Consider the following 19,071-nt stretch of genomic DNA (forward strand, 5'->3'; position numbering starts at 1 on the left):
CTGCAACCGCTGGTCGGCTACCATCCGATGTTGCCTGGGATCGCTACGGCCCGCTCTTCGGGTCGTCGACCTCCAGCGCCTCCATGACGGGCGCCAGATCACTCTCTTCGGCCGGATCGGCAGCCTGCGGCTGTTCGCCGGTCCTGGCCTTCCTCAGAGCTTTCTCAATGGCCTCTTCGATGTCGCCGATCTCGTCTTCGCGCACCTCGTGACCATAGCCGGCCGCGTCGGCATCCTGCTCGAATTGCTGAACCAGGACGGCCACGCTCACTTCGCTTTCCGCGGGCAGGTTACCGACGTTCTCCTGCAGCCAGGTTTCAAAGAACTCTTTCGTGGCACTCATGCGGCATCTCCTTCGGCACACTAAAGCGCGGCGGTGGTCCGAAGTTCCGCTATTTCTGGCTCATCTTTGCGGTCCTCACTCGTGGTTCAATCGTAGGCTGACGAGGATGCAATTTCGAATTGTGAGCAGAAGCCTCTCGACGGCTATGCTTCATCGGCCATTGTCGAAACCGATTGATTGGGTACAGAGCGCCTCTTGGCGAAACGATCCGAAGCGGTTATGTGTCGGCCGCGTGGTCCCGTAGCTCAGTAGGATAGAGCGGCAGATTCCTAATCTGTAGGTCACAGGTTCGATTCCTGTCGGGATCACCACGCTATTCAATTACTTAGCGAGCCACCGCCGTAACCGGGGCAAAACCGGTGGCGGACGCGGCGATATAACTCGGGTGTATCGGGTTAGAGCGGGTGGCGGTTTGGCGGGCGGCGTGATTCTGTCGGGCTATGGCGAAGCCACCGCGGGCAGCATGAGCGGATTTTTCACGACCATAGCCGTGGCAAGAGCGAAAACCAGAAGCAGCACTGAAATTAGGACGAGGCCGCTGCCACCGATCAGCAACGGCACCACCACCACCAGCGCCTGCGGCATCGGAGAGACGCTTTCGCGGACGTTGCAATAGGCCCGAGCAGTGCAATTCGGATGCTTACGCCCGATGTGGCGAGCGGTCCGGCCGGCTATCTGTGGCCATCATAAGATTGCCGCGGCAAGTGACTAGCGGAACAGATATTTTGATACCTCTGGATTGCCTCGTCGCCACATAACGTTATCCAGGAAGTAGTGGTGCACGTTGATGAATATCCACGCTATGAAGAGGAACAGCGACGAGCCGAGCACCTCTTTATTATAAGGAATCAAAGCAGACAACGCGATCGGGACCAGCCAGAAACCGAGAATCCCCAGAATACTGCCAATGATGATAAAGCCCAGCACTCGCAACCTATACATCGGGCCAACAATGGACAGGACCTTGAATTCGGGTTCTATAACAGCATCTGAACGGTCGAGCTCTACATTGGTCTGATAACGCCAGACCACAGCCAGGTACTGCAACGAATGGAGCGCCGGCACCACAAGCAGCCAGAGCGGGTTTATCCTCACAAATAGAATCCAGGCGTATAGAGACACGACGTAAGCGACGACGCCGTTGTACGGTAGCGTGCCACCATGCTTGCGCCAGCGATTGATCAGCATCACGACCGTGGCTGCCGTGGAAGCAGCGGCGGCAAATACGGCAATATTGGTGACCCATGAAGGGGCGGCAAATGTGTAGTAGTCCAAGCCCCAGAATTGCCTTTCGGTGATCACCGCGTTTGTCTGAAGCCAGGCGAACAGCCATACGGCATAGCCGTTGAACAGCAGCACTTTCTTGTCTTGCTCGTTGAAGAACCTGCGCTTCAATACGGCGTCCACCATCAGCATGCCGTAGCCTTGCTTGACATAGTGCCAGCCCACAAAAAAGGCCATCGCATTGCCAGCATACCCCAGCAGGCGCGCATTCCCCGCTATTGAACCGTAAGCAAAAAAACCGCCCATGATCAGCGGGACGACAATGCCCGCGAAGATGTAACGGACCTGAAGGTTCTTGTCATATCCGTCTCCGCGCACCTTCCGCCCAAAATTGCGATAGAAAAGTTGATACGAGTGAGCAAAGTGCGGATGGTTTATCAGATGAGCCAGCAACAACATCGTTGCGCCCACGAAACCTTCGTATTTAAGAGGGACAAAAAACAAGACCGGCAGGATGAGGAACGCGCTCCCGCCAAGCATGAGAAAGTCAGCGACCGGACCAAAAAGATACTTCTGTGGGGCCGCCGCCACAGGAACCGCATCCGCCGAAAGGTGAAGTGCCATATTTATGCCCCTTGGGGAAACTCATTTAACAAGCCCGTCGTTTCCTAACGGTTAACGTGAAACGGTTGTGATCACGATAATTGTTGGTCGTTCCATCGCTGCGGCATTCTTCTTCTTATGCCCGTCGCGATAACGTTCCAGGCAAAGCGCATTGTGGGATTCGCAATCGCGTGCATGCCGACGATCTCGTCGGCATGCGCCAACCCGAACGCGATGGCGATCTCATCACGATAGCCCTGGATTGCTGCCGCCGCCGAAGGAGTAAGTCGGCGCGCTCCACAGGCTCAGGGGCACGGCAGCGGTGACAACTGCCCTGACGCCACTGTCGCCATGATCCCATACCCAAATGGGTCATGCGCGGCCCATGGAACCACTCTATTATCGATGAGGGGTAGCTTGCTGCGAGCAAAATCGCACTTGGCAATTGGTGGGGCAGGGGGAAACTACGATCATTCCTACGACCGCGCTGATGTCAAAGCTCAGTGGGCGGCGAGCGAATGCCTCAGGCCTTGCTTCATGCTGGAGGACAACATGCGCGCCTCTTTTCGACGTATGTTCATCAATCTGGATCGAGTACTCCTTAAGCTCGCGTCAGCTGTACTTCTCTTTTGCGCGTGGAGCGGGGATATCCATGCCGGAGAGTTCAAGAAAACAAATTGCTGGTTCGAGGTTCCGCGCGACCGTGGTATGACGTGCGGGACTCTCAATGTCCCTGAAAACAGCAAGAAAGCTTCTGGGACCGAAATCACTCTATCGGTGGTGGTCTTCGAACCTGACCGCGAGCGGCATGAGCCCATTGTGTTTCTCACGGGCGGGCCTGGCCAGCCCACCGATATTGGCGACAGGGAAGACATCGAGGCATGGTGGCAGTTCATAAGTGATCAAAATTGGATGATCGGGCGCCGAGTGGTCGTGGTCGACCAACGAGGGATAGGCAAGTCAATTCCCAGGCTCAGCTGTTCGCGATACTTCAAGGCCGATCATTGGAACTCCATTTCGCTAAGCGTCGACGCTGAGATCAGCTTTGACAAGCTCATGAGAGATGAGGTGGTCGCGTGCCGAAGCGCGCTGATAGCAAAGGGCATTGACCTCTTCGCTTACAACACCACCGAAAATGCAGCAGACGTCAACGACGTTCGGAAGGCTCTTGGCATAAAGAAGTGGGTACTCTACGGCGTCTCTTACGGCACAAGAGTTGCCTTGGAAGTGATGAACGAGCATCCAGAGGGCGTCTCGGCGAGTATTCTGGATTCCGTTCTTCCCTTGATATCGACCACCTCAAGGAAGATGGGCGAAATCTGGATCGTTCTTTGCGCCTGCTGGAACGAGATTGCCAAAAATCGAAAAATTGCATGCGCGGACTGGGAGACGCGGTGCGAGCGATCGTAAAGCAATTGGACAAACAACCGGTGCTTTTGCGGAGCGCAGACAAAGAAAACGCGCCCGCGCAGTACAGATATGTCTCTGGCGCAGATTTTCTCGAGATTATATTCGGGTCGTTATATGATCGCTACGCTATCGAAAATATGCCGACGTTAATCGAGAGGACATACAAAAACGATTTTAGACCGCTTGCGGATATGGTCTTTGAAGAAGACGATATCGAGATTTCGCAAGGCATGGATTTTTCGGTCACTTGCTCTGAGACCAACAGATCCGAGTTGCCTGAAAAACGCCTCGAATACTGGACGAAGTGGATCGGAGAGGCCGACTATACCTGGGTTTGTCCGCTTTGGTTTCCCCAGGGAACGACGGTTTCGCAAAAGCATCCCCGCCACTTGGATATCCCGACCCTGCTGTTGTCGGGAGAGTATGATCCGGCAACACCAACTCACTGGGCATATCGTGCGGCCAAAAGCCTTCCTTTTGCGCAGGTCGTCGTGCTTCGCGGGATTGGGCACGACGTGATCGATTCCGACCCTTGCGGATCGGAAGTTGTTGCCGATTTCCTGGCAAACCCCAGACGCAGGCTGAAGACTGGGTGCATTGGGCGGATGCAGGCTCCGCAGTTCATCGCCGCGGCGGAGGAGCAGTGGCAGGGGTCAGCAACGCAGCGGGATGCGGCGATAAGGTCGCCAAAGCAGATGAGGTCGCCGTTCCGGTTCAGGCATCGCACTTCAACATCGCCCAAAAAACACTAGTTCTCCTGGCGGCAAGCACCGCCAAGCTGCATCACGATCGCGGGCGGCCCTGAGGGCGGTCCGACTCGCTATCCAAGATTCAGTATGTTTAGATAGGTGCCTACCAAGGGGCTGGCGGTGGGCGCTGCTTTCGATTTTGACGCGATCGGTGTTGCCTTTGTCGAGGCAGCCCTCGATCCATCACGCTGGGATGCCGCGATGGAGGTGGCAGAAAAGGCCACCGGGAGCGCCGGAGCGCTGCTCTTCGATATGAAAGGGCATCTGCCACTCGTGCCTTGCAGCCGCACCATGGCCCCTGCTCTCGACACCTATGTCCGCGATGGCTGGATCGACCGCGACGAGCGGTATCGCCTCGTCAACTTCCTCGATCGCAAAGGGGTCACCTCGGAGTTCGACCTGCTGACGTCAGACGATATCGCCAAGCATCCATACTACCAGGAATTCCTCGCGCCTTTCGGCCTGCGATGGTGCGGCCGTCAAGATCGCTGCCGGAGACGATTTCTGGTCACTGTCGCTGCAACGGTCGATCCAACAGGGTCCGTTCACGCCGGACGAGATGGGACAGCTGGCGCAGCTTTCGAAACAGCTGGGCTCTGTGGCCGCAGTTGCGCGGGCAATCGGTTTCGGGAAGGCCGACGCGGCACTGGATGCGTTTAGCGCCACCGAAACCCCCGCCATCATGTTGGACAGAAGCGGCAATGTACTCCGGCCCAACGCTCCGGCGGAAAGGCTTCTGGGGCGGGGCCTGCAGATTGCGCGCCGGCGTCTGGTTTCCTTTGACCGAACCGCGACCGATGCTCTCGACCGATCGCTGAAAGCGCTGCTGTGTTCGGCCGACACGTCCGCATCGATGCCACCCGTGCCACTGCCCAGGCTGCAAGGGCGGCCGCTCCTTGCCTATCCGTTGCGACTTCCGAAAGTCTCCTACAACGCGCTCGCGCCGTGCCAGGCAATCGTCATCCTCATCGATCCGGACGCGAGACCTCCTCCTCCTGAAGCGGTGCTGCAGTCCTGCTTCAGGCTGACAGCGTCAGAAGCGAGGCTGGCGAGAAAGATCTGCTCGGGACACGGCGTTGAAGCGGCAGCCGACGAACTTGGCGTTTCCTATGAGACCGGGCGCAACCAGCTGAAATCGGTCTTCGCGAAGACGCAGACGCATCGGCAGTCGGAGCTGGTCGCGCTTCTCACAAGGCTCTCGAACGGCCGATAGTTCGCGTGAATATCGTCGTACGTGAGCCAACCCGCCGCGCAGGCCACACCATCACATACGCCGACCGGTTTTCGCGTCGAACAGGTGGGCGCCGGCGCGGTCTACCTCGATCCGTATCTGCGCGCCCTGCTTGAGCGGCAGCCGCTCGCGGAACAGGCAGGCAATTTCCTCGCCGGCGCAGTCGACCTTGGCGAAGATTTCCGAACCCGTGGCCTCCAGAAGCGTGACCGTGCCCGGCATGCCCTGGGCAGTTGCGCGGATGTGCTCGGGACGGATGCCGTAGACAAGTTCGCGTCCTGCAGCGTCGGTCGGTCGGGCGCCTTCCGGCAGCGGCAGGGTCAGCCCGCCGGCGCTGCGGAACACGCCTTCCTCGATGCGGCCGGCAATAAAATTCATGGCGGGCGAGCCGATAAAGCCGGCAACGAAGAGATTGGCCGGCTGGTCGTAGAGGTCGAGTGGCGCGCCGATCTGCTCGACCAGGCCGTCATGCAGCACGACGATCTTGTCGGCCATCGTCATCGCTTCGATCTGGTCATGCGTGACGTAGATGGTTGTGGTGCCGAGCCGCTGGTGCAGCGCCTTGATCTCGCCGCGCATCTGGACGCGCAGCTTGGCGTCGAGATTGGAGAGCGGCTCGTCGAACAGGAAGACCTGGGGGTCGCGCACGATGGCGCGGCCCATGGCGACGCGCTGGCGCTGGCCACCGGAGAGCTGACGCGGATAGCGCTCAAGCAGCTTTTCCAGGCCGAGGATGCTGGCGGCATTCCTGACGCGGCCGGCGGTATCGGCAGGATCGGCTTTCTTGATCTTGAGCGCAAAGCCCATGTTGTCGGCGACGGTCATATGCGGATAGAGCGCGTAATTCTGGAACACCATGGCGATGTTGCGGTCCCGCGCCCGCAGATTGTTGACCATGCGCTCGCCGATGGTGATCTTGCCGCCCGAGATCGTTTCAAGTCCGGCGATCATGCGCAGCAGCGTCGACTTTCCGCATCCCGACGGGCCGACCAGGATGACGAATTCGCCGTCGGCGATATCGACACTGACGTCGTGAATGATCTTCGTGGCTCCGAAAGCCTTCTGCACGTTGTTGATGGTTACCGATGCCATTGGATTTCTCCGGGAGAAAAATTGATGTCGAGCTGGAGTGCGTCTTCAGCCGCCCTTGACCGCGCCGGCGGTCAGTCCCGCGACGATCTGCTTTTGCGCGAACATGGTCAGCACCAGCACCGGCAGCGTCACCACCAGTGCGGCGGCGGCGAGCGGCCCCCAGCTCACCTGCTCGTAGGAAAGCATGTTGTAGACGGCGACCGGCAGCGTCCGCGTCTCACGGCTGGCGAGCACCACGCCGAAGACGAAATTGTTCCACGAAAAGATGACCGACAGGATGAAGGCGACAACGATGCCCGGCTTGGCGATGGGCAGGGCGACCAGCCGGAACACCTGCCAGGAGCTGGCGCCGTCGATGTTGGCCGCCTCTTCCAGTTCCATCGGCGTGGTTTCGAAATAGCCGATCATCACCCAGACCACGATCGGCACCGTCACCACCAGGTGGATGATGATCTGCGGCCAGAGCGTGCCGAGGATCCCGATCCATTGGAACAGCAAAAACAGCGGGATGAGATAGGACAGTCCCGGCGTCATGCGGGCGATCATGATGACGACCGCCGATTTTTCGGCCTTGAGCCGCGCTATGCCATAGCCGGCCGGTACGCCGATCAGCAGCGCCAGCAGTGTCGCCGTGCCGGTCACCAGAACCGAATTCCAGAGATAGAGCAGGAAATTGTTCTCCTCGAACACTTTCACATAGTTCGACCAGGCGAAGCGTTCGGGGATCAGGATCGGCGGATAGGCGCCGTTGTCGATCTCGAATTTCAGCGAAAGCGAGATCATCCAGAGAAAGAAAAGAATCGCCGGCGAGACGATGACCAGAGCCGCGAAAAACAGGCCGATCTGGTTGAGCAACCGTGAGCTCATCTATTTGCCCTCCGCGTCGTTCCACTGCGAGCGCTGGCGCAGCATCAGGAGAATGAAGGACAGCGCCACGATGACGATGAAGAACACCACGGCCATGGCCGAGCCATAGCCAATGTCGTAATAGGAGAAGGCGGTGTTGTAGAGATAGATGTTGATGGTTTCGGACGCCGTGCCCGGTCCGCCCTGGGTCATCGCATAGATGATGTCGAAGCTCTTCAGCGCATCGATGGTGCGGATGATCAACGCAATCATCAGGAACGGCGCGATCATCGGCAAAGTGAGGTAGCGGAATTGCTGCCAGGCATTGGCGCCATCGATCTCGGCGCTCTCGAACGGCTCGCGCGGCACCGAGGCCAGCCCGCCCAGCACGATCAGCATCACCAGCGGCGTCCACTGCCAGGTCTCGACCGCGACCAGCGAAGGGATGACCGTGTTGGCGTTGAATATCCATTCCTGCGCCGGGATGCCGACCAGCGACAGAAGGTAGTTGAGCACACCGAGCTGGGGATGGAACATCATGGTCCAGACCAGCGCCACGGCAACCGGCGTTGCCATCATCGGCATGACGAAGACGCCGCGCAGCAGGCCTCGCAGCGGAAACCTGGCGTCGAAGATCAGGGCGGCGACGGTGCCCAAGAACATCGGCGCTGCCACCGACAGCGAGGTGTAGGTCAATGTATGAACAAGCGATTCCCAGAATCGCGGGTCGCTGGCCAGACGGAGATAGTTTTCCATCCCGGCAAAGCTCCGCGACTGGCCGAGCGTCCAGCGGTTGACGCTCATCCAGAGCGTGAACGCCCAGGGAAAGACGATCACGGCGCTAACGACGACGAGCGCCGGAACGACGAAGGGCCAGTAGTTGGGAGCCAGCCGAATCGTCTGGCTCCCTTCGATGGCCTGTTCAGTCGTCACCCCGGTGCGTGCAGGGGCGATGGTCGACATCAGCCCTGCTCGCTCCTGTCGAGAACCGGCTGGAACTGCGCGGTGGCCTTCTTCAGCTCTTCGGCAGGATCGGCACCGGCAATCATGTTGGTCAACGCCACGCCGTAGATGTCGCGGAACTCGGTGACCGGGATAATCACCGGCAGCGCCAGCCTGCTGATATTGCCGGACTGAACCACTGCATCGAGCCAGCTTGCCGGCATGGTAACGCCTTCGCGCACCTTTGGGTCTTCCAGCACCGACTTGCGGAAAGGCACGCCGGCGCCGGCCTGGAGCAGGCGTGCGCCCATCGCCGGGGAAACCGCCCACTGACAGAACAGATAGGCGGCCTCCTTCTTTTCACTGGAGGCGGTCACGCCGAGGCCGTCGCCAAACGTCCCGGAGGCATGCGCCTTGGGCCCCTTGGGCATGACGCCGTAGCCGACCTTGCCGACCACGCGCGACTTTTCGGGATTTTCCATCGGGGGGGCAAAACCGACGCCATCGAACCACATGCCGATCTTGCCTTGCAGGAAGGCGGACTGCGCTTCCGCCCAATTGAAGCCGGTGACGCCCGGAGGGGCGGACTTGGTCATCAGCCTTTGGTAGAGGGCAGCGGCCTCGATCGCCTCGGGCGTTTCGGTGCGCAGCTTTCCCTTGTCGTCGAGCGGCGTCATGTCGTAGCCGAGCATCAGCGACGTCCAAACCGGCGTGTTGGCATTCTTGAGGCCGCGGGCGACGAAACCGAACGTGTTGGTCGATGGATCGGTCAGCGCTTCGGCGGCGGCCACCAGCTGGTCGAACGATTCAGGGTATTTGAGGCCCTTTGCCTCGAACAGCTCCTTGTTCCAGTAGACGATCCAGTAGTCCACCGAGAAGGGCAGCGAACGCAGCACGCCCTGGTTGTCCTTGGCGAAAAGCATGCCGGCCTCGGCGAAATCGCTTTCGACCAGGCCGGGATCGGTCAGGGTCGGATCGGCGAGATAGCCGGCGATGTCGGCCAGCCAGCCACCCTTTTCGAACTGGCGCTTCTGCACGTGATAGCTCAAATGCACGACATCGAAGCTCGGCTTGCCGGAGCTGAGTTCGATCACCGTCTTCTGCCGCTGCTGCTGTTCCGGCGTCGCCTCGGCATTGACCTTGATGCCGGTCAGTTCCTCGAATTCGGCGATGTATTTCAGAATGGTGTCGCTGCGCGGGCTTTTCACCAGATTGACGTCGAGCGTGGTGCCGGCAAAGCGCTTCCAGTCGACGCCGGCGGAAAAGCTCGGGCGAAGGCCGGCCAGGCCCGCGGCTGCGAGAGCCGTGGTTCCTGCAAGGACTTGCCTTCTTGTTGGCTTGAACGGATTGGACGACATTTCTTCCTCCCTTGGGTTGCTGTCGTTGTGGATAGCGTCGCGGCAGCCGCGAACCATACGTCCTCAGATCTGGAGCGCCAACCGGCGCGCATTGTCGATATGCCGGCTGATCGCCTCGACCGCCTTTTGCGGATCGCGGCTCTCGAGCGCTTCGATCACCGTCAGGTGCTCCTGCATCACCGGCACGACGCGCCCATCGATGCGGAAACGCTCCTGGTGGATCAGCCTGATCTTTACCGAATTGACTAGATACGCCTTGGCGATGATCTCGTTGCCCAGCGCATCGATGAAGGTGTCGTGCATGGCCCAATCGATGTTCTGGGCCTTGGCTTCCATTTCCGGCGTCGGCGTCTGCGACAAGGCTTGAGCCAGCATGTCCTCATGTTCGCGCCGCAGGCCGGCGAGCACGGCGTCGGAGGCGTTGACGGTGAACAGCGCCACCGCCTCACGCTCCATGAACAGGCGAAACTGGAAGGCCTCGCGGATCAGGTTGATGTCGATATGGGCGATCTGCATGCCGCGCTGCGGGATGGTCGTCAAAAGCCCCTCGGCCTCGAGACGCGGCACGATCTCACGGATGGCGCCTAGCGGCAGCCCGGTAAAGGCAACCAGTTCGCGCTGCGACACGAACTGTCCCGGCCGCAGATCGCGGGCCAGCAAATGCCGCGTGAAGCTGGCATAAGCTCTTTCCCTGAGGGTTGCCGGTTCGCTGCTGTCGTCCATTTCAAGCGCGCTTCCCTTTGCCGGTCAGGCCGGCTCTGTCGCAAACAGCCTGTCATAGGCGGCAGCAAGCTGTTGCCGCCCCTGCGAACCGATCGGCTCCAGCGGCGGACGGACCGCCAGCCAGCGCTCGTCGCCGGTTTTGCGCGCCACCATGACCTTCACCGCCGGGATGACCGAATATTTGAGCAATTCGAGCACGAAGCTCTCGACACGGGCATCGTCGCGCCCATCCTCGGCCATGGCGCGGATTTCGCCGGTGACGAAATTGGCCATGCCGGAAATGGCGCCCTGCCCGCCCTGGCGCACGCTTCTGGCCAGGTGCCGCTCGTCGCCGATCAGGATCACCAGGTCGCCATGGGCTCTTAGCAGCGCCTCGCTGTAGCTCCAGTCGCCACCCGAATCCTTGACACCGGCGATCACGCCGGGGAAGGCCGCACACAGCCGACCGATCAGGGTAAGCGGGAGCGGCACCATGGTGACAGAGGGGATGTTGTAGAGGAGGATGCCGCGAGCCAGCGGCCCGAGCGCAGCGAAGACGGCAGAAAACCATCCGAACAGCCCGTCCTCGCCGACATTCTTGAAGTAGCTCGGCGGAGCCAGCAGGATGTTGCGGATGCCGCACTGCAAGGCATGCCGCGCCTGTTCGGCGGCGTCTTCGGCCGCGTCGACCAGCACGCCGGCAACGAGCCGATGTGCCGGAATGCCGGCGGCCAGCATGGCCTCGGTAACAATCCGCCGCTCTGCCGTGCCCACGGAGGCGCCTTCCCCGGTGGTGCCAAAGAGCGTGGCGCTGCTGCAGCCGGCGCCAAGGCAAACCCGGGCCTGCGTGACCATGGGAAGGATGGCGATCTGCCCGGACGCATCGAAAGGCGTGGCGAGAGCAACCGAAAGACCAAAGCGCGAGACCACTATTCTCTCCAGATGTCGATGTGCAAGCAGTACTAGCACACTAACATGTTAGTTGTAAATTGCGGCGGGACCTTTTCCAAACGGCGTCGACATCGGACGAATATATGATGCGGATTTGGGCGGCTGCCATGTTTCCGGCAGCGCGATCCCTACTGTCCCGTCGCGTCCGCGTAGATATCGAGGACACGCGTGATGCTGCCGATCAGAAGCTCGTGAGCGAGGGGCTTGACCCGGCGTGCGGCAACCTCGGCGTCGAGTTGCCCCAGATACTGGCTGATCAGCGGCCGGGGTATATCCTTCTCGCCCAATACGTCCAGCAGCGTCCTTGTTGCGCGCTGCGCCTCCGGCGTCGGCCAATAATAGCGGATGCGGTCGCTGAACGAGAAATGCCGCTGCATGCGCTGCTCGTCCGGCGTGCCCGGATAGTATTGCTGCCAATTGTCCGGCGACGCCAGCATGATGCGTTCCATCGCGGCAGGCAGGCTTTCGCGCGAAAAGTCCGGCGCGAGGATATCGGCGATATGACTGAGCCCATACAGCGCTTCGCGAAGCGCGAAGGTCAGCCAGGGGCCGACCTTGAGGATGGCAAAACCGTCGCGAACGAGAGCATTTAGCGCTTCGGCCGGCTGGTAGTCGGTCGAATGCGCCTCAAAAACCAATTGCGGCATACGGTCGAGCACAGCCACCAGTTCAGTCGCCTTGGCCGGTGCATAGGGCACGATCTCGGTGTTGCCGAACTCGACGCCGGGCTGGACGACGACACCGACCGCACGGCCAAAAGCGGCTTCGAGGCCGACGCGGGAAAACGCTCGCGCGTGGATTTCTACGGTGCGCAAGGCATCGCCGGGCGCCGTCACATGCAGGTGGTCGAGCGCCTCCAGAGCCCCGCCCGGCACCGGCACTTCGGTGCCGATGACGTAGACCGGTTTTTCGCCGCCTGCCCGCTCGACCGCCGCCTCGGCGATTTCAGCAAGTTCAGCCGCGCGCGCGGCGATCGTTTCCTCGGCAAGCACGGCTGGATCGTCGGCGCAGGCCATGCTCGTATCCAGATGCATTTTGGTGAAGCCGGCGCTGGCATAGGCATCGATCATCGCCGCAGCCTTCTTCATCGCGGCGGCGGCAGCCATGTGCTTCCACGGATTGGGCCCGAGATGATCGCCGCCGAGGATCAGGCGATCGACTGGGAAACCCGCTTTCAGCGCATGCGCCTCGACAAAGCTGCGGAACCCCGCAGGCGTCATCCCGGTGTAGCCGCCCTCGTGGTTGACCTGGTTGCAGGTGGCCTCGATCAGCACGTCCGCGTGTCGCGCGACGCCATGGCGCAGGGCAGCCTCGATGACCAGCGGATGCGCCGAGCAGACCGAGGCGATGCCGCTTCTGTCGCCTGCAGCGCGCCTGCCCGCAATGTTCGCAAACCTTCGCGTCGCGTCACTCACGGCGTGTTCCCCCTGGCGATGAAGGCCTCGACCGCTTCAAGCGGGAAAATGCCTTCCATCGGCCCCTTGCGGGTGACGGCAAGCGCACCGCAGGCATTGGCGATCCGCAGGGCTTCGGCAGGAGCCGCCCCGTGCAGCCAGAACGAGACGAAGGCAGCACCGAAGCAGTCGCCGGCGCCGGTCGGATCGACCTCGTCGACGGCAAAGCCGGACGAGGCGACCGCGCCGTGATGATCATGATAGACGGCGCCGGCGGCGCCCTTCTTCAGGACGACGCAGGACAGGCCGCGGGCCAGCAGTTCGTCGACTGCACCCTTCTCGTCCTTGGCGGATGAAAACAGGAAGAGCTCCTCGCCGCTCGGCAGGAAGATGTCGGCTTGCGCCAGCACTTGGTCGAGTGCTTCGCGCATGCCGGATGCCTGCATGATCTCGCGGCGGATGTTCGGATCGAAGGACACGGTTCCCCCTTTGGCCTTGACCGTCTCGATCGCCGATAGCGCCACCGCGATGGCGCGGTCGGAAAACAGCGACGAACCCATGACATGGACATGATCGGCACCGGCGAGCAGCTTTGTCGCCGCCGCGTTTGTCTCGATCAGGCCGGAGGCGCTGTTGCGGATGTTGAAGACGAAATGCCGGGTGGCGTCGGCGCGGTAGGTGACGAAGGCCGTGCCCGTCGCATGGCCCGGGTGAACCGCGATCGCCGACACGTCGGCGCCCAGTGCCCGCAGCCGATCGATGTTCAGCCTGCCGAAATCGTCGTCGCCGACGGCGCCGATGAGACCGGCCGGCTGGCCGAGCGCCGCCGCCTGGCCGATGAAGATCGCGGGCGCGCCCGACGGGTAAGGTCCAAGCAGCGGACCAGGCTCGAGAAAGCTCTGGCCGATCCGCTCGGCCATGATCTCGACCAGAATCTCGCCGGCACCGACCAGCTTCTTCATCTCGCGGAATCCCTCGAATTCGCCCACTGCAAGTGAATACGGCTTGTGCTTTTTCGCGTCAATTAATAAATTTACGCATGGAAACTATGCAATTCTTCTGTAAAGTTTCGCCTTGCATTCGAGGGCTTTGACGTCGATGACGCACAAGACGATGGAGGATTTTGCTCGCTCCTGCGGCGTCTCCAGGCCGACACTGTCGAAATATTTCGACGATCCGACCAGCGTCAAGCCGGCGACACGTCAGCGGATCGAAGTGGCGCTGCGCTCGTCCGACTACCAGCCCAATCTCTTTGCGCGCAACCTCAACCGCAAGCGAACTCGCAGCATCGGCATCGTCGTGCCGACGCTCGCCGATCCCTTCTATTCGGAAATGGTCAGCCGCATCGAACTCAGGCTGCGCGACGAAGGCTACTGGCCGATCGTGATCTCCTCGCACGGCTTGCGCGAGCTCGAAGTGGAAGCGACACGAACCATTCTTTCCCTGAAAGTTTCCGGCGCGCTGATCGCGCCGCTCGGCCTGCGCTCCGACGAGCGCACGCTGGAGAAGCTGACACAGACCATACCGATCGTCTATTTCGACACTTATCTCGAGGGCGACACGCCATTCGTCGGCAACAACAACAGCCAGAGCGTCTCGACCATCGTCGATTATCTCTGCCGCTCCGGCGATGCTCCGGTCTATTTCGATATCCCGCACGTCAACCACAATTCGCGCGAGCGCCTGAACAGCTATGTCGGCGCCATGCAGCGGCTCGGGCATGAGCCGGTGCTCATCGGCACCCCTTATGACTACACTTGGGATTTCGAACGGATCGGCTACCAGCAGATGGAAGCGATGCTCGCGCGTGGCGGTCTGCCGGGCAAGACCATTCTGTGCGCCAACGACCGTCTCGCCTTCGGCGTGATGGCCGCCGCCTACTCGCAGGGCCGCAAGGTCGGACGCAAGGGCGATTGCGACCTGCGGGTCGCAGCCCATGACGACCATCCGCTGAGCCGCTACACCTGCCCTGCCCTCACCACCATGGCGCAGGACTTCGCTTCGATGGCCGGACGCAGCGTGGAGACGCTGCTGGCCTTGCTGGATGAGGACGACGCGACAGTTGCACGCAAGGTCAGTCTCGACGCGACGCTGGTCATGCGTCAGTCGGCCTGAGCGTTTCCAAACACAGGATCGAAGCCGCGCCATGCGGCAACTGCCGCGCCGACCGCTTGCCGCGCCGCCGGACCATGGCGGCCCATCGAAACGAAGCCGTGGATCTGGCCGGGCCAGCGCCGCAGGACGACCGGCACCTCGTCATCTTCCAGACGCTTCGCGTAGGCCTCGGCTTCGTCGGCGAGGATATCATGGCCGGCGATAGCGACAAAAGCCGGCGCTGCGCCGGCAAGGCTTGCGGCCTTGAGCGGCGACACGCGCCAGTCATCAATATCGCCAGCATGGTTGATATAGTGGTCGCGGAACCAGGCCATGGTCGCCAAAGTCAGGCCATAACCGTCGGCAAAGCGGCGATAGCTGTCCGCCGCCTGCGAGGCGTCCGTGTTCGGATAGAACAGCAGCTGCGCCCCCGGCGGCTTCTTGTCGCCGCGCGCAAGCAGGCAAAGGACGGTAGCGAGATTGCCGCCGGCGCTGTCGCCGGCGACAGCGATCCGTTCGGCGTCAATGCCGAGATCGCCCGCGCCGTCCTGCATGAAGGAAAGTACGGCGCGGCAATCTTCGATGGCCGCCGGAAATTTGTGTTCCGGCGCCAGCCGGTAGTCGGGAGAGACGACGACGCAGGCCGCCATATTCGCAAGCCAGCGGCAGATCTCGTCATGCGACTCGAGATTGCCGATCACCCAGCCGCCGCCATGCAGATAGAGCAGCGCCGGGGCAGCGGCTCCGACCGCCCCCTGTCCGCGATAGATTCTGAGCGTCAACGGGCCGCCGGGTCCGGTGATGGTGCGCTCGGTCAATGAGCCGACCGGCTCGCGCTCGCCCTGGAGTGCCGGAACGCCCTCCTCATAGGCGCGGCGCGCCTCTTCAGGCGTGCCGGCTTCGAATGGCGGGGCGGCCGCCTGCCGGTCAAGGTCGAGCACATGCCGGGCCTCCGGATCGAGCAAGGGTGAAAGCAATGTCGTCATCGTAAGCCCTCCGATATCAGGCGAGCAGGCTCGCCGCTTCGGCGTCCTGGAAGCGCGGCGGCTGATCGACCGTTGCGTTGACGGCAACGGACTCGCGGCTCTCACCCGAAGCGAGGATCGCCTCCATGATTTCCAGCACATGAAGCGCAAGGTCGCCGGACGCCCGCGGCTTTCTTCCTGTTGTCAGCGCGCGCGAAAGATCGGCAACGCCGAGCATGCGGTAATTCGCGCGGTCGGGCGCGGCGAAGGGCCAATTGCGCGCGCCATAGAATTCGCTCTCACTGTGGAAGTCGGCCCAGTCGGCCCCTCGTTCCGACAGCGAGACGGTGCCGCCGAACGTATCCGGATCGGGCAGCCTGAGCGAGCCTTCCGTCCCATGCAGCTCGATCGGGTGGTTGGAGTGCCTGAAGACATCCCACGAGGCGCCGAAGGTGACGGTGGCGCCTGAGCGGAACTCCAGCAGCGACAGGATGTTGGTCGGTGTGCCGACCTTGAAGCTGGTGTTCCGGTAGGGGCCTTCGGCGGTGATCAGCCGCTCCTCCTGGCCCCGCGTCGCCATCGCCATCACGCGGGCCACCGGCCCGAGCAAATTGACCAGCATCGTCAGGTAGTAGGGACCCATGTCGAAGACCGGTCCGCCGCCGGGCTGATAATAGAATTGCGGATTGGGATGCCAGTGCTCCATGCCGCGCCCCATCATGAAAGCGGTGCCGGTCACCGGCCGGCCGATCGCACCCTCGTCCATGAGGCGGCGTGCCCGCCGTCCGGCGGCGCCAAGGAAGGTGTCCGGGGCCGAGCCCAGCAGCAGCCCGCGCTCCGCCGCCTCGGCGACAAGCCGCCTGCCGTCCTTGGCCGAGGTCGCCAGCGGCTTTTCGGTGAAGACGTGCTTGCCCGCCGTAAGCGCTGAAAGCGAAACGTCGAAATGCGCCACCGGGATGGTCAGGTTGAGGACGAGGTCGATCTCCGGGTCGGCCAGAAGCGCATCGACGCTGACCGCCCGGATGCCGTATTCGCTGGCGCGCAGGGCCGCCAAATCGGGCGATATGTCGGCGCAGGCGCGTAGCTCGACCTCGCCGAACAGGGCCGCATTGCGCAAATAGGTCATCGAGATATTGCCGCACCCGACAACGCCGATGCCGAGCTTAGCTCCTGATTTTCCTGGCATTTTCCACTCTACCTCCCGACGTCGCAACGCTCTGGTTGAATTATTGCACCAGCAACGGATCACATTCGAAAGCCGCTTTACAGCATTTTAAATGTTGACGCGCGTAAAATTATTATAGAACATGCGAAAATTATGGCGCAACATTGGAGGCGCCAGCCTTGAGGAGGAGAACATGACTGACGGCCAACAGCCGATGCGAATCCCGTGGGTCATGCGCGCATTGGATCTTTCCGTCGCGGTCAGGGACAGAGTTGGGTTCAGGCATAGATCACCTTGGCCCCGGTCATCTCAAGCTGGCTGCGTATTGGACCGGGCAGGCCATCGTCGGTGATCACCACATCGACGGCCGACAGCGAAAATGCCTTGGAGGTCCCGCTGACGCCCCATTTGCTCGAATCGGCGAGGAGGACAACGCGCCGGGCCATGCGAACGAGGTTTCGCTTCGTTCGCGCCATGTCTTCGTTCACGTCGACCACATCCAGTGACGAGTCTATCGCATGCGCTCCAACAAAGACCTGATGCGCTACCAAGCCGCCGAGAGCCGTATCGGCATCGGTGATCAGCGTGCTCACCGTGTCGGGATAGACCCGGCCGCCGATCATATGAACGTCGAGCCCGGGACGATGCATAAGATGCTGCACGATATTCATGGCCGTGGCCGCGACCACGACATTGCTGAGCGGCGGTAACTGCATGGCAACCTGCATCAATGTCGAGCCGCCGTCGAAGATGACCGATTGGTTGTCCTCGAACAGGTCTAGCGCCGCCCGGGCGATGCGCTTCTTTGCGTCGAGGTTCGTTTGCATCCGCCGGGCGAACGCGGCCGTAGTCGAATCGGTGGTCCGGGTCACCGCCCCTCCACGGGTCTTGGTCAGTAGTCCCTTGCGATCAAGTATCTCGAGGTCGGAACGCACCGTGACCTCCGACACGCCAAACCCGTCTGACAGGTCCTTCGTGCGCACCTGTCCGCTGCGCTGCACCTCACCCAGGATCGATTGGCGTCTCTGCTCCGACAACATTGCCCTGCCCTTCCCTGCGCCAAGCAACCGCTCTGGCCTCGGCTCAGCTTACCAAAAATATGCAAATTCGAAAGCTTTCGAAAGATTGTATTTCTTGTTTCTTTCGGAAACACTGGGTCCAGGATTTTGAAATCAAACGATTGGGGAATTTTGCACTCATGAGCCTAGGAACCAAGGTGCGTCTTGCGCGCCTCTTCTCGCATCCATCGGGGAAACTTTTTGGCGGCGCGGTCGACCACTTCGTCGGCTATGGCGACGTGCGCAAAGGCGGCCTTGCCGACCTGCCGGGTGCGCTCGCACGCGTCATGGTGGGCAAACCCGACTACGTCAGCATCCAGCCTGGCACCGCGCGCCATCTGTGGCCGCAATATGCGGGCAAAGCTTCCCTGGTGATTCAGGCGGGCTGCTTCACTCCGGACGATCGCATCAGCGAGTTGATCGCAACGCCCGAGGATGCGGTGCGCGCGGGGGCCGATGCGTTGGCCGTGGCCATTCCGGTACGCGGCGCGACCGAGGGCAAATACATACGCTGGCTGACCGATTCGGTAAATGCAGCGGCCCGCTACGGCATGCCTGTGGTGGCGCATATCTACCCTCGCGATTTCACCGACGGAGCAAAAATCGTCTTCACCCCCGACGAGATCGCCTATGCGGCGCGCATCGGCTACGAGTCCGGCGTCGACGTGATCAAGATCGGCTACACGGGCGATTTCGAGTCGTTCCGAGAGACCGTCCGGACCTGCCCGGTGCCGGTTGTGATCGCGGGCGGTCCAAAGACCGATACGCTGCTCGGCGCGCTTCAGCAGACGGCGGACGCCATCCGTGCCGGCGCACGCGGCGCCGTGGTAGGCCGCAATCTTTGGGGGCATGGCGATCCGGAGAAGGCAGCGCTTGCCTTTCGGGGCGTCATCCATGACGGCCTTTCGGCGCAAGACGCCCTGGCGAAGGCGGGTGCCTGAACG

The 19,071-nt window shown here is 61.5% G+C and carries 20 protein-coding genes and 1 tRNA gene; 7 read left to right on the forward strand and 14 right to left on the reverse strand.

The window, feature by feature from the left end; genetic code table 11:
- Positions 1 to 43 precede the first annotated feature (43 nt).
- Positions 44 to 343, reverse strand: coding sequence for a DUF768 domain-containing protein (locus AC0L2K_RS24485; RefSeq protein ID WP_128176129.1), 300 nt, complete (start codon positions 341 to 343; stop codon positions 44 to 46).
- A gap of 234 nt (positions 344 to 577) precedes the next feature.
- Between AC0L2K_RS24485 and AC0L2K_RS24490 the strand changes: the two genes are divergently transcribed.
- Positions 578 to 654: transfer RNA gene (locus tag AC0L2K_RS24490), tRNA-Arg, on the forward strand.
- Between the two features lie 127 nt (positions 655 to 781).
- Here the strand turns inward: AC0L2K_RS24490 and AC0L2K_RS24495 are convergent.
- The gene (locus AC0L2K_RS24495; protein WP_287283892.1) at positions 782 to 928 is read right to left on the reverse strand and encodes a hypothetical protein; all 147 of its coding nucleotides are present in this window, start codon (positions 926 to 928) and stop codon (positions 782 to 784) included.
- Positions 929 to 1,051: 123 nt separating this feature from the next.
- Positions 1,052 to 2,191, reverse strand: a complete 1,140-nt coding sequence (locus AC0L2K_RS24500) for a hypothetical protein (RefSeq protein WP_473532526.1) — start codon at positions 2,189 to 2,191, stop codon at positions 1,052 to 1,054.
- 396 nt (positions 2,192 to 2,587) lie between these two features.
- Here AC0L2K_RS24500 and AC0L2K_RS24505 point away from each other — a divergent pair, with 396 nt between their 5' ends.
- From AC0L2K_RS24505 to AC0L2K_RS24520, 4 genes are all read left to right on the forward strand, one after another.
- Positions 2,588 to 3,580 carry an alpha/beta fold hydrolase gene (locus AC0L2K_RS24505; protein WP_473532527.1) on the forward strand — a complete coding sequence of 331 codons (993 nt, stop codon included), beginning with the start codon at positions 2,588 to 2,590 and terminating at the stop codon, positions 3,578 to 3,580.
- Positions 3,565 to 4,332 carry an alpha/beta hydrolase gene (locus tag AC0L2K_RS24510; protein ID WP_473532528.1) on the forward strand — a complete coding sequence of 256 codons (768 nt, stop codon included), beginning with the start codon at positions 3,565 to 3,567 and terminating at the stop codon, positions 4,330 to 4,332. Before AC0L2K_RS24505 ends, AC0L2K_RS24510 begins: the two co-directional genes overlap by 16 nt.
- 117 nt (positions 4,333 to 4,449) lie before the next feature.
- On the forward strand, positions 4,450 to 4,989 hold the full coding sequence (locus AC0L2K_RS24515; protein ID WP_473532529.1) for a hypothetical protein: 540 nt from the start codon (positions 4,450 to 4,452) through the stop codon (positions 4,987 to 4,989).
- A gap of 22 nt (positions 4,990 to 5,011) precedes the next feature.
- On the forward strand, positions 5,012 to 5,542 hold the full coding sequence (locus AC0L2K_RS24520) for a helix-turn-helix transcriptional regulator (protein WP_287305552.1): 531 nt from the start codon (positions 5,012 to 5,014) through the stop codon (positions 5,540 to 5,542).
- Positions 5,543 to 5,593: 51 nt separating this feature from the next.
- On the opposite strand, the gene AC0L2K_RS24525 is transcribed toward AC0L2K_RS24520, so the two are convergent.
- The 8 genes from AC0L2K_RS24525 to AC0L2K_RS24560 all read right to left on the reverse strand — a co-directional run bounded on the left by AC0L2K_RS24525 (position 5,594) and on the right by AC0L2K_RS24560 (position 13,807).
- Positions 5,594 to 6,652: an ABC transporter ATP-binding protein gene (locus tag AC0L2K_RS24525; RefSeq protein ID WP_473532530.1), complete on the reverse strand. Its 1,059-nt coding sequence runs from the start codon at positions 6,650 to 6,652 to the stop codon at positions 5,594 to 5,596.
- 45 nt (positions 6,653 to 6,697) lie between these two features.
- Entirely contained in the window at positions 6,698 to 7,519 is an 822-nt protein-coding gene (locus tag AC0L2K_RS24530; protein WP_023797160.1) for a carbohydrate ABC transporter permease, read from the reverse strand.
- Positions 7,520 to 8,461, reverse strand: a complete 942-nt coding sequence (locus AC0L2K_RS24535) for a carbohydrate ABC transporter permease (RefSeq protein WP_027153430.1) — start codon at positions 8,459 to 8,461, stop codon at positions 7,520 to 7,522.
- Positions 8,461 to 9,798, reverse strand: a complete 1,338-nt coding sequence (locus AC0L2K_RS24540; protein ID WP_236368759.1) for an ABC transporter substrate-binding protein — start codon at positions 9,796 to 9,798, stop codon at positions 8,461 to 8,463. The genes AC0L2K_RS24535 and AC0L2K_RS24540 overlap by 1 nt, the downstream gene beginning before the upstream one ends.
- Positions 9,799 to 9,861: 63 nt before the next feature.
- Complete coding sequence (locus tag AC0L2K_RS24545; protein ID WP_091593158.1) at positions 9,862 to 10,521, reverse strand: GntR family transcriptional regulator; 660 nt, start codon at positions 10,519 to 10,521, stop codon at positions 9,862 to 9,864.
- A gap of 24 nt (positions 10,522 to 10,545) precedes the next feature.
- Positions 10,546 to 11,430 (reverse strand): dihydrodipicolinate synthase family protein, encoded by an 885-nt coding sequence (locus AC0L2K_RS24550; RefSeq protein ID WP_473532531.1) that lies wholly within the window; start codon positions 11,428 to 11,430, stop codon positions 10,546 to 10,548.
- A 149-nt stretch (positions 11,431 to 11,579) separates the two neighbouring features.
- Complete coding sequence (locus tag AC0L2K_RS24555) at positions 11,580 to 12,866, reverse strand: D-tagatose-bisphosphate aldolase, class II, non-catalytic subunit (protein ID WP_473532532.1); 1,287 nt, start codon at positions 12,864 to 12,866, stop codon at positions 11,580 to 11,582.
- Entirely contained in the window at positions 12,863 to 13,807 is a 945-nt protein-coding gene (locus AC0L2K_RS24560; protein WP_473532533.1) for a sugar kinase, read from the reverse strand. Before AC0L2K_RS24560 ends, AC0L2K_RS24555 begins: the two co-directional genes overlap by 4 nt.
- A 127-nt stretch (positions 13,808 to 13,934) precedes the next feature.
- Here AC0L2K_RS24560 and AC0L2K_RS24565 point away from each other — a divergent pair, with 127 nt between their 5' ends.
- Entirely contained in the window at positions 13,935 to 14,960 is a 1,026-nt protein-coding gene (locus AC0L2K_RS24565) for a LacI family DNA-binding transcriptional regulator (protein WP_473532534.1), read from the forward strand.
- Here the strand turns inward: AC0L2K_RS24565 and AC0L2K_RS24570 are convergent.
- The 3 genes from AC0L2K_RS24570 to AC0L2K_RS24580 form a co-directional block, all read right to left on the reverse strand.
- Positions 14,948 to 15,925, reverse strand: a complete 978-nt coding sequence (locus AC0L2K_RS24570) for an alpha/beta hydrolase (RefSeq protein ID WP_473532535.1) — start codon at positions 15,923 to 15,925, stop codon at positions 14,948 to 14,950. The genes AC0L2K_RS24565 and AC0L2K_RS24570 overlap by 13 nt on opposite strands.
- A gap of 16 nt (positions 15,926 to 15,941) precedes the next feature.
- A complete protein-coding gene (locus AC0L2K_RS24575) occupies positions 15,942 to 17,090 on the reverse strand; it encodes a Gfo/Idh/MocA family protein (RefSeq protein WP_473532536.1) in 1,149 nt (382 codons plus the stop codon).
- A gap of 257 nt (positions 17,091 to 17,347) precedes the next feature.
- Positions 17,348 to 18,109, reverse strand: coding sequence for a DeoR/GlpR family DNA-binding transcription regulator (locus AC0L2K_RS24580; protein ID WP_023797150.1), 762 nt, complete (start codon positions 18,107 to 18,109; stop codon positions 17,348 to 17,350).
- Between the two features lie 158 nt (positions 18,110 to 18,267).
- On the opposite strand from AC0L2K_RS24580, the gene AC0L2K_RS24585 reads away from it, so the two are divergent.
- Positions 18,268 to 19,068 (forward strand): beta/alpha barrel domain-containing protein, encoded by an 801-nt coding sequence (locus AC0L2K_RS24585; protein ID WP_023797149.1) that lies wholly within the window; start codon positions 18,268 to 18,270, stop codon positions 19,066 to 19,068.
- The last annotated feature ends 3 nt before the right edge of the window (positions 19,069 to 19,071 follow it).

This window comes from Mesorhizobium sp. WSM4817 (genome assembly GCF_055811135.1).

What these genes read in the sequence shown, in the direction of transcription:
- AC0L2K_RS24500 (WP_473532526.1), bottom strand. Translation starts at nt 2,191, where the DNA reads ATGGCACTTCACCTTTCGGCGGATGCGGTTCCTGTGGCGGCGGCCCCA.
- AC0L2K_RS24545 (WP_091593158.1), bottom strand. Translation starts at nt 10,521, where the DNA reads ATGGACGACAGCAGCGAACCGGCAACCCTCAGGGAAAGAGCTTATGCC.
- AC0L2K_RS24530 (WP_023797160.1), bottom strand. Translation starts at nt 7,519, where the DNA reads ATGAGCTCACGGTTGCTCAACCAGATCGGCCTGTTTTTCGCGGCTCTG.
- AC0L2K_RS24485 (WP_128176129.1), bottom strand. Translation starts at nt 343, where the DNA reads ATGAGTGCCACGAAAGAGTTCTTTGAAACCTGGCTGCAGGAGAACGTC.
- AC0L2K_RS24575 (WP_473532536.1), bottom strand. Translation starts at nt 17,090, where the DNA reads ATGCCAGGAAAATCAGGAGCTAAGCTCGGCATCGGCGTTGTCGGGTGC.
- AC0L2K_RS24525 (WP_473532530.1), bottom strand. Translation starts at nt 6,652, where the DNA reads ATGGCATCGGTAACCATCAACAACGTGCAGAAGGCTTTCGGAGCCACG.
- AC0L2K_RS24560 (WP_473532533.1), bottom strand. Translation starts at nt 13,807, where the DNA reads ATGAAGAAGCTGGTCGGTGCCGGCGAGATTCTGGTCGAGATCATGGCC.
- AC0L2K_RS24585 (WP_023797149.1), top strand. Translation starts at nt 18,268, where the DNA reads ATGAGCCTAGGAACCAAGGTGCGTCTTGCGCGCCTCTTCTCGCATCCA.
- AC0L2K_RS24580 (WP_023797150.1), bottom strand. Translation starts at nt 18,109, where the DNA reads ATGTTGTCGGAGCAGAGACGCCAATCGATCCTGGGTGAGGTGCAGCGC.
- AC0L2K_RS24520 (WP_287305552.1), top strand. Translation starts at nt 5,012, where the DNA reads ATGTTGGACAGAAGCGGCAATGTACTCCGGCCCAACGCTCCGGCGGAA.
- AC0L2K_RS24540 (WP_236368759.1), bottom strand. Translation starts at nt 9,798, where the DNA reads ATGTCGTCCAATCCGTTCAAGCCAACAAGAAGGCAAGTCCTTGCAGGA.
- AC0L2K_RS24570 (WP_473532535.1), bottom strand. Translation starts at nt 15,925, where the DNA reads ATGACGACATTGCTTTCACCCTTGCTCGATCCGGAGGCCCGGCATGTG.
- AC0L2K_RS24495 (WP_287283892.1), bottom strand. Translation starts at nt 928, where the DNA reads ATGCCGCAGGCGCTGGTGGTGGTGGTGCCGTTGCTGATCGGTGGCAGC.
- AC0L2K_RS24535 (WP_027153430.1), bottom strand. Translation starts at nt 8,461, where the DNA reads ATGTCGACCATCGCCCCTGCACGCACCGGGGTGACGACTGAACAGGCC.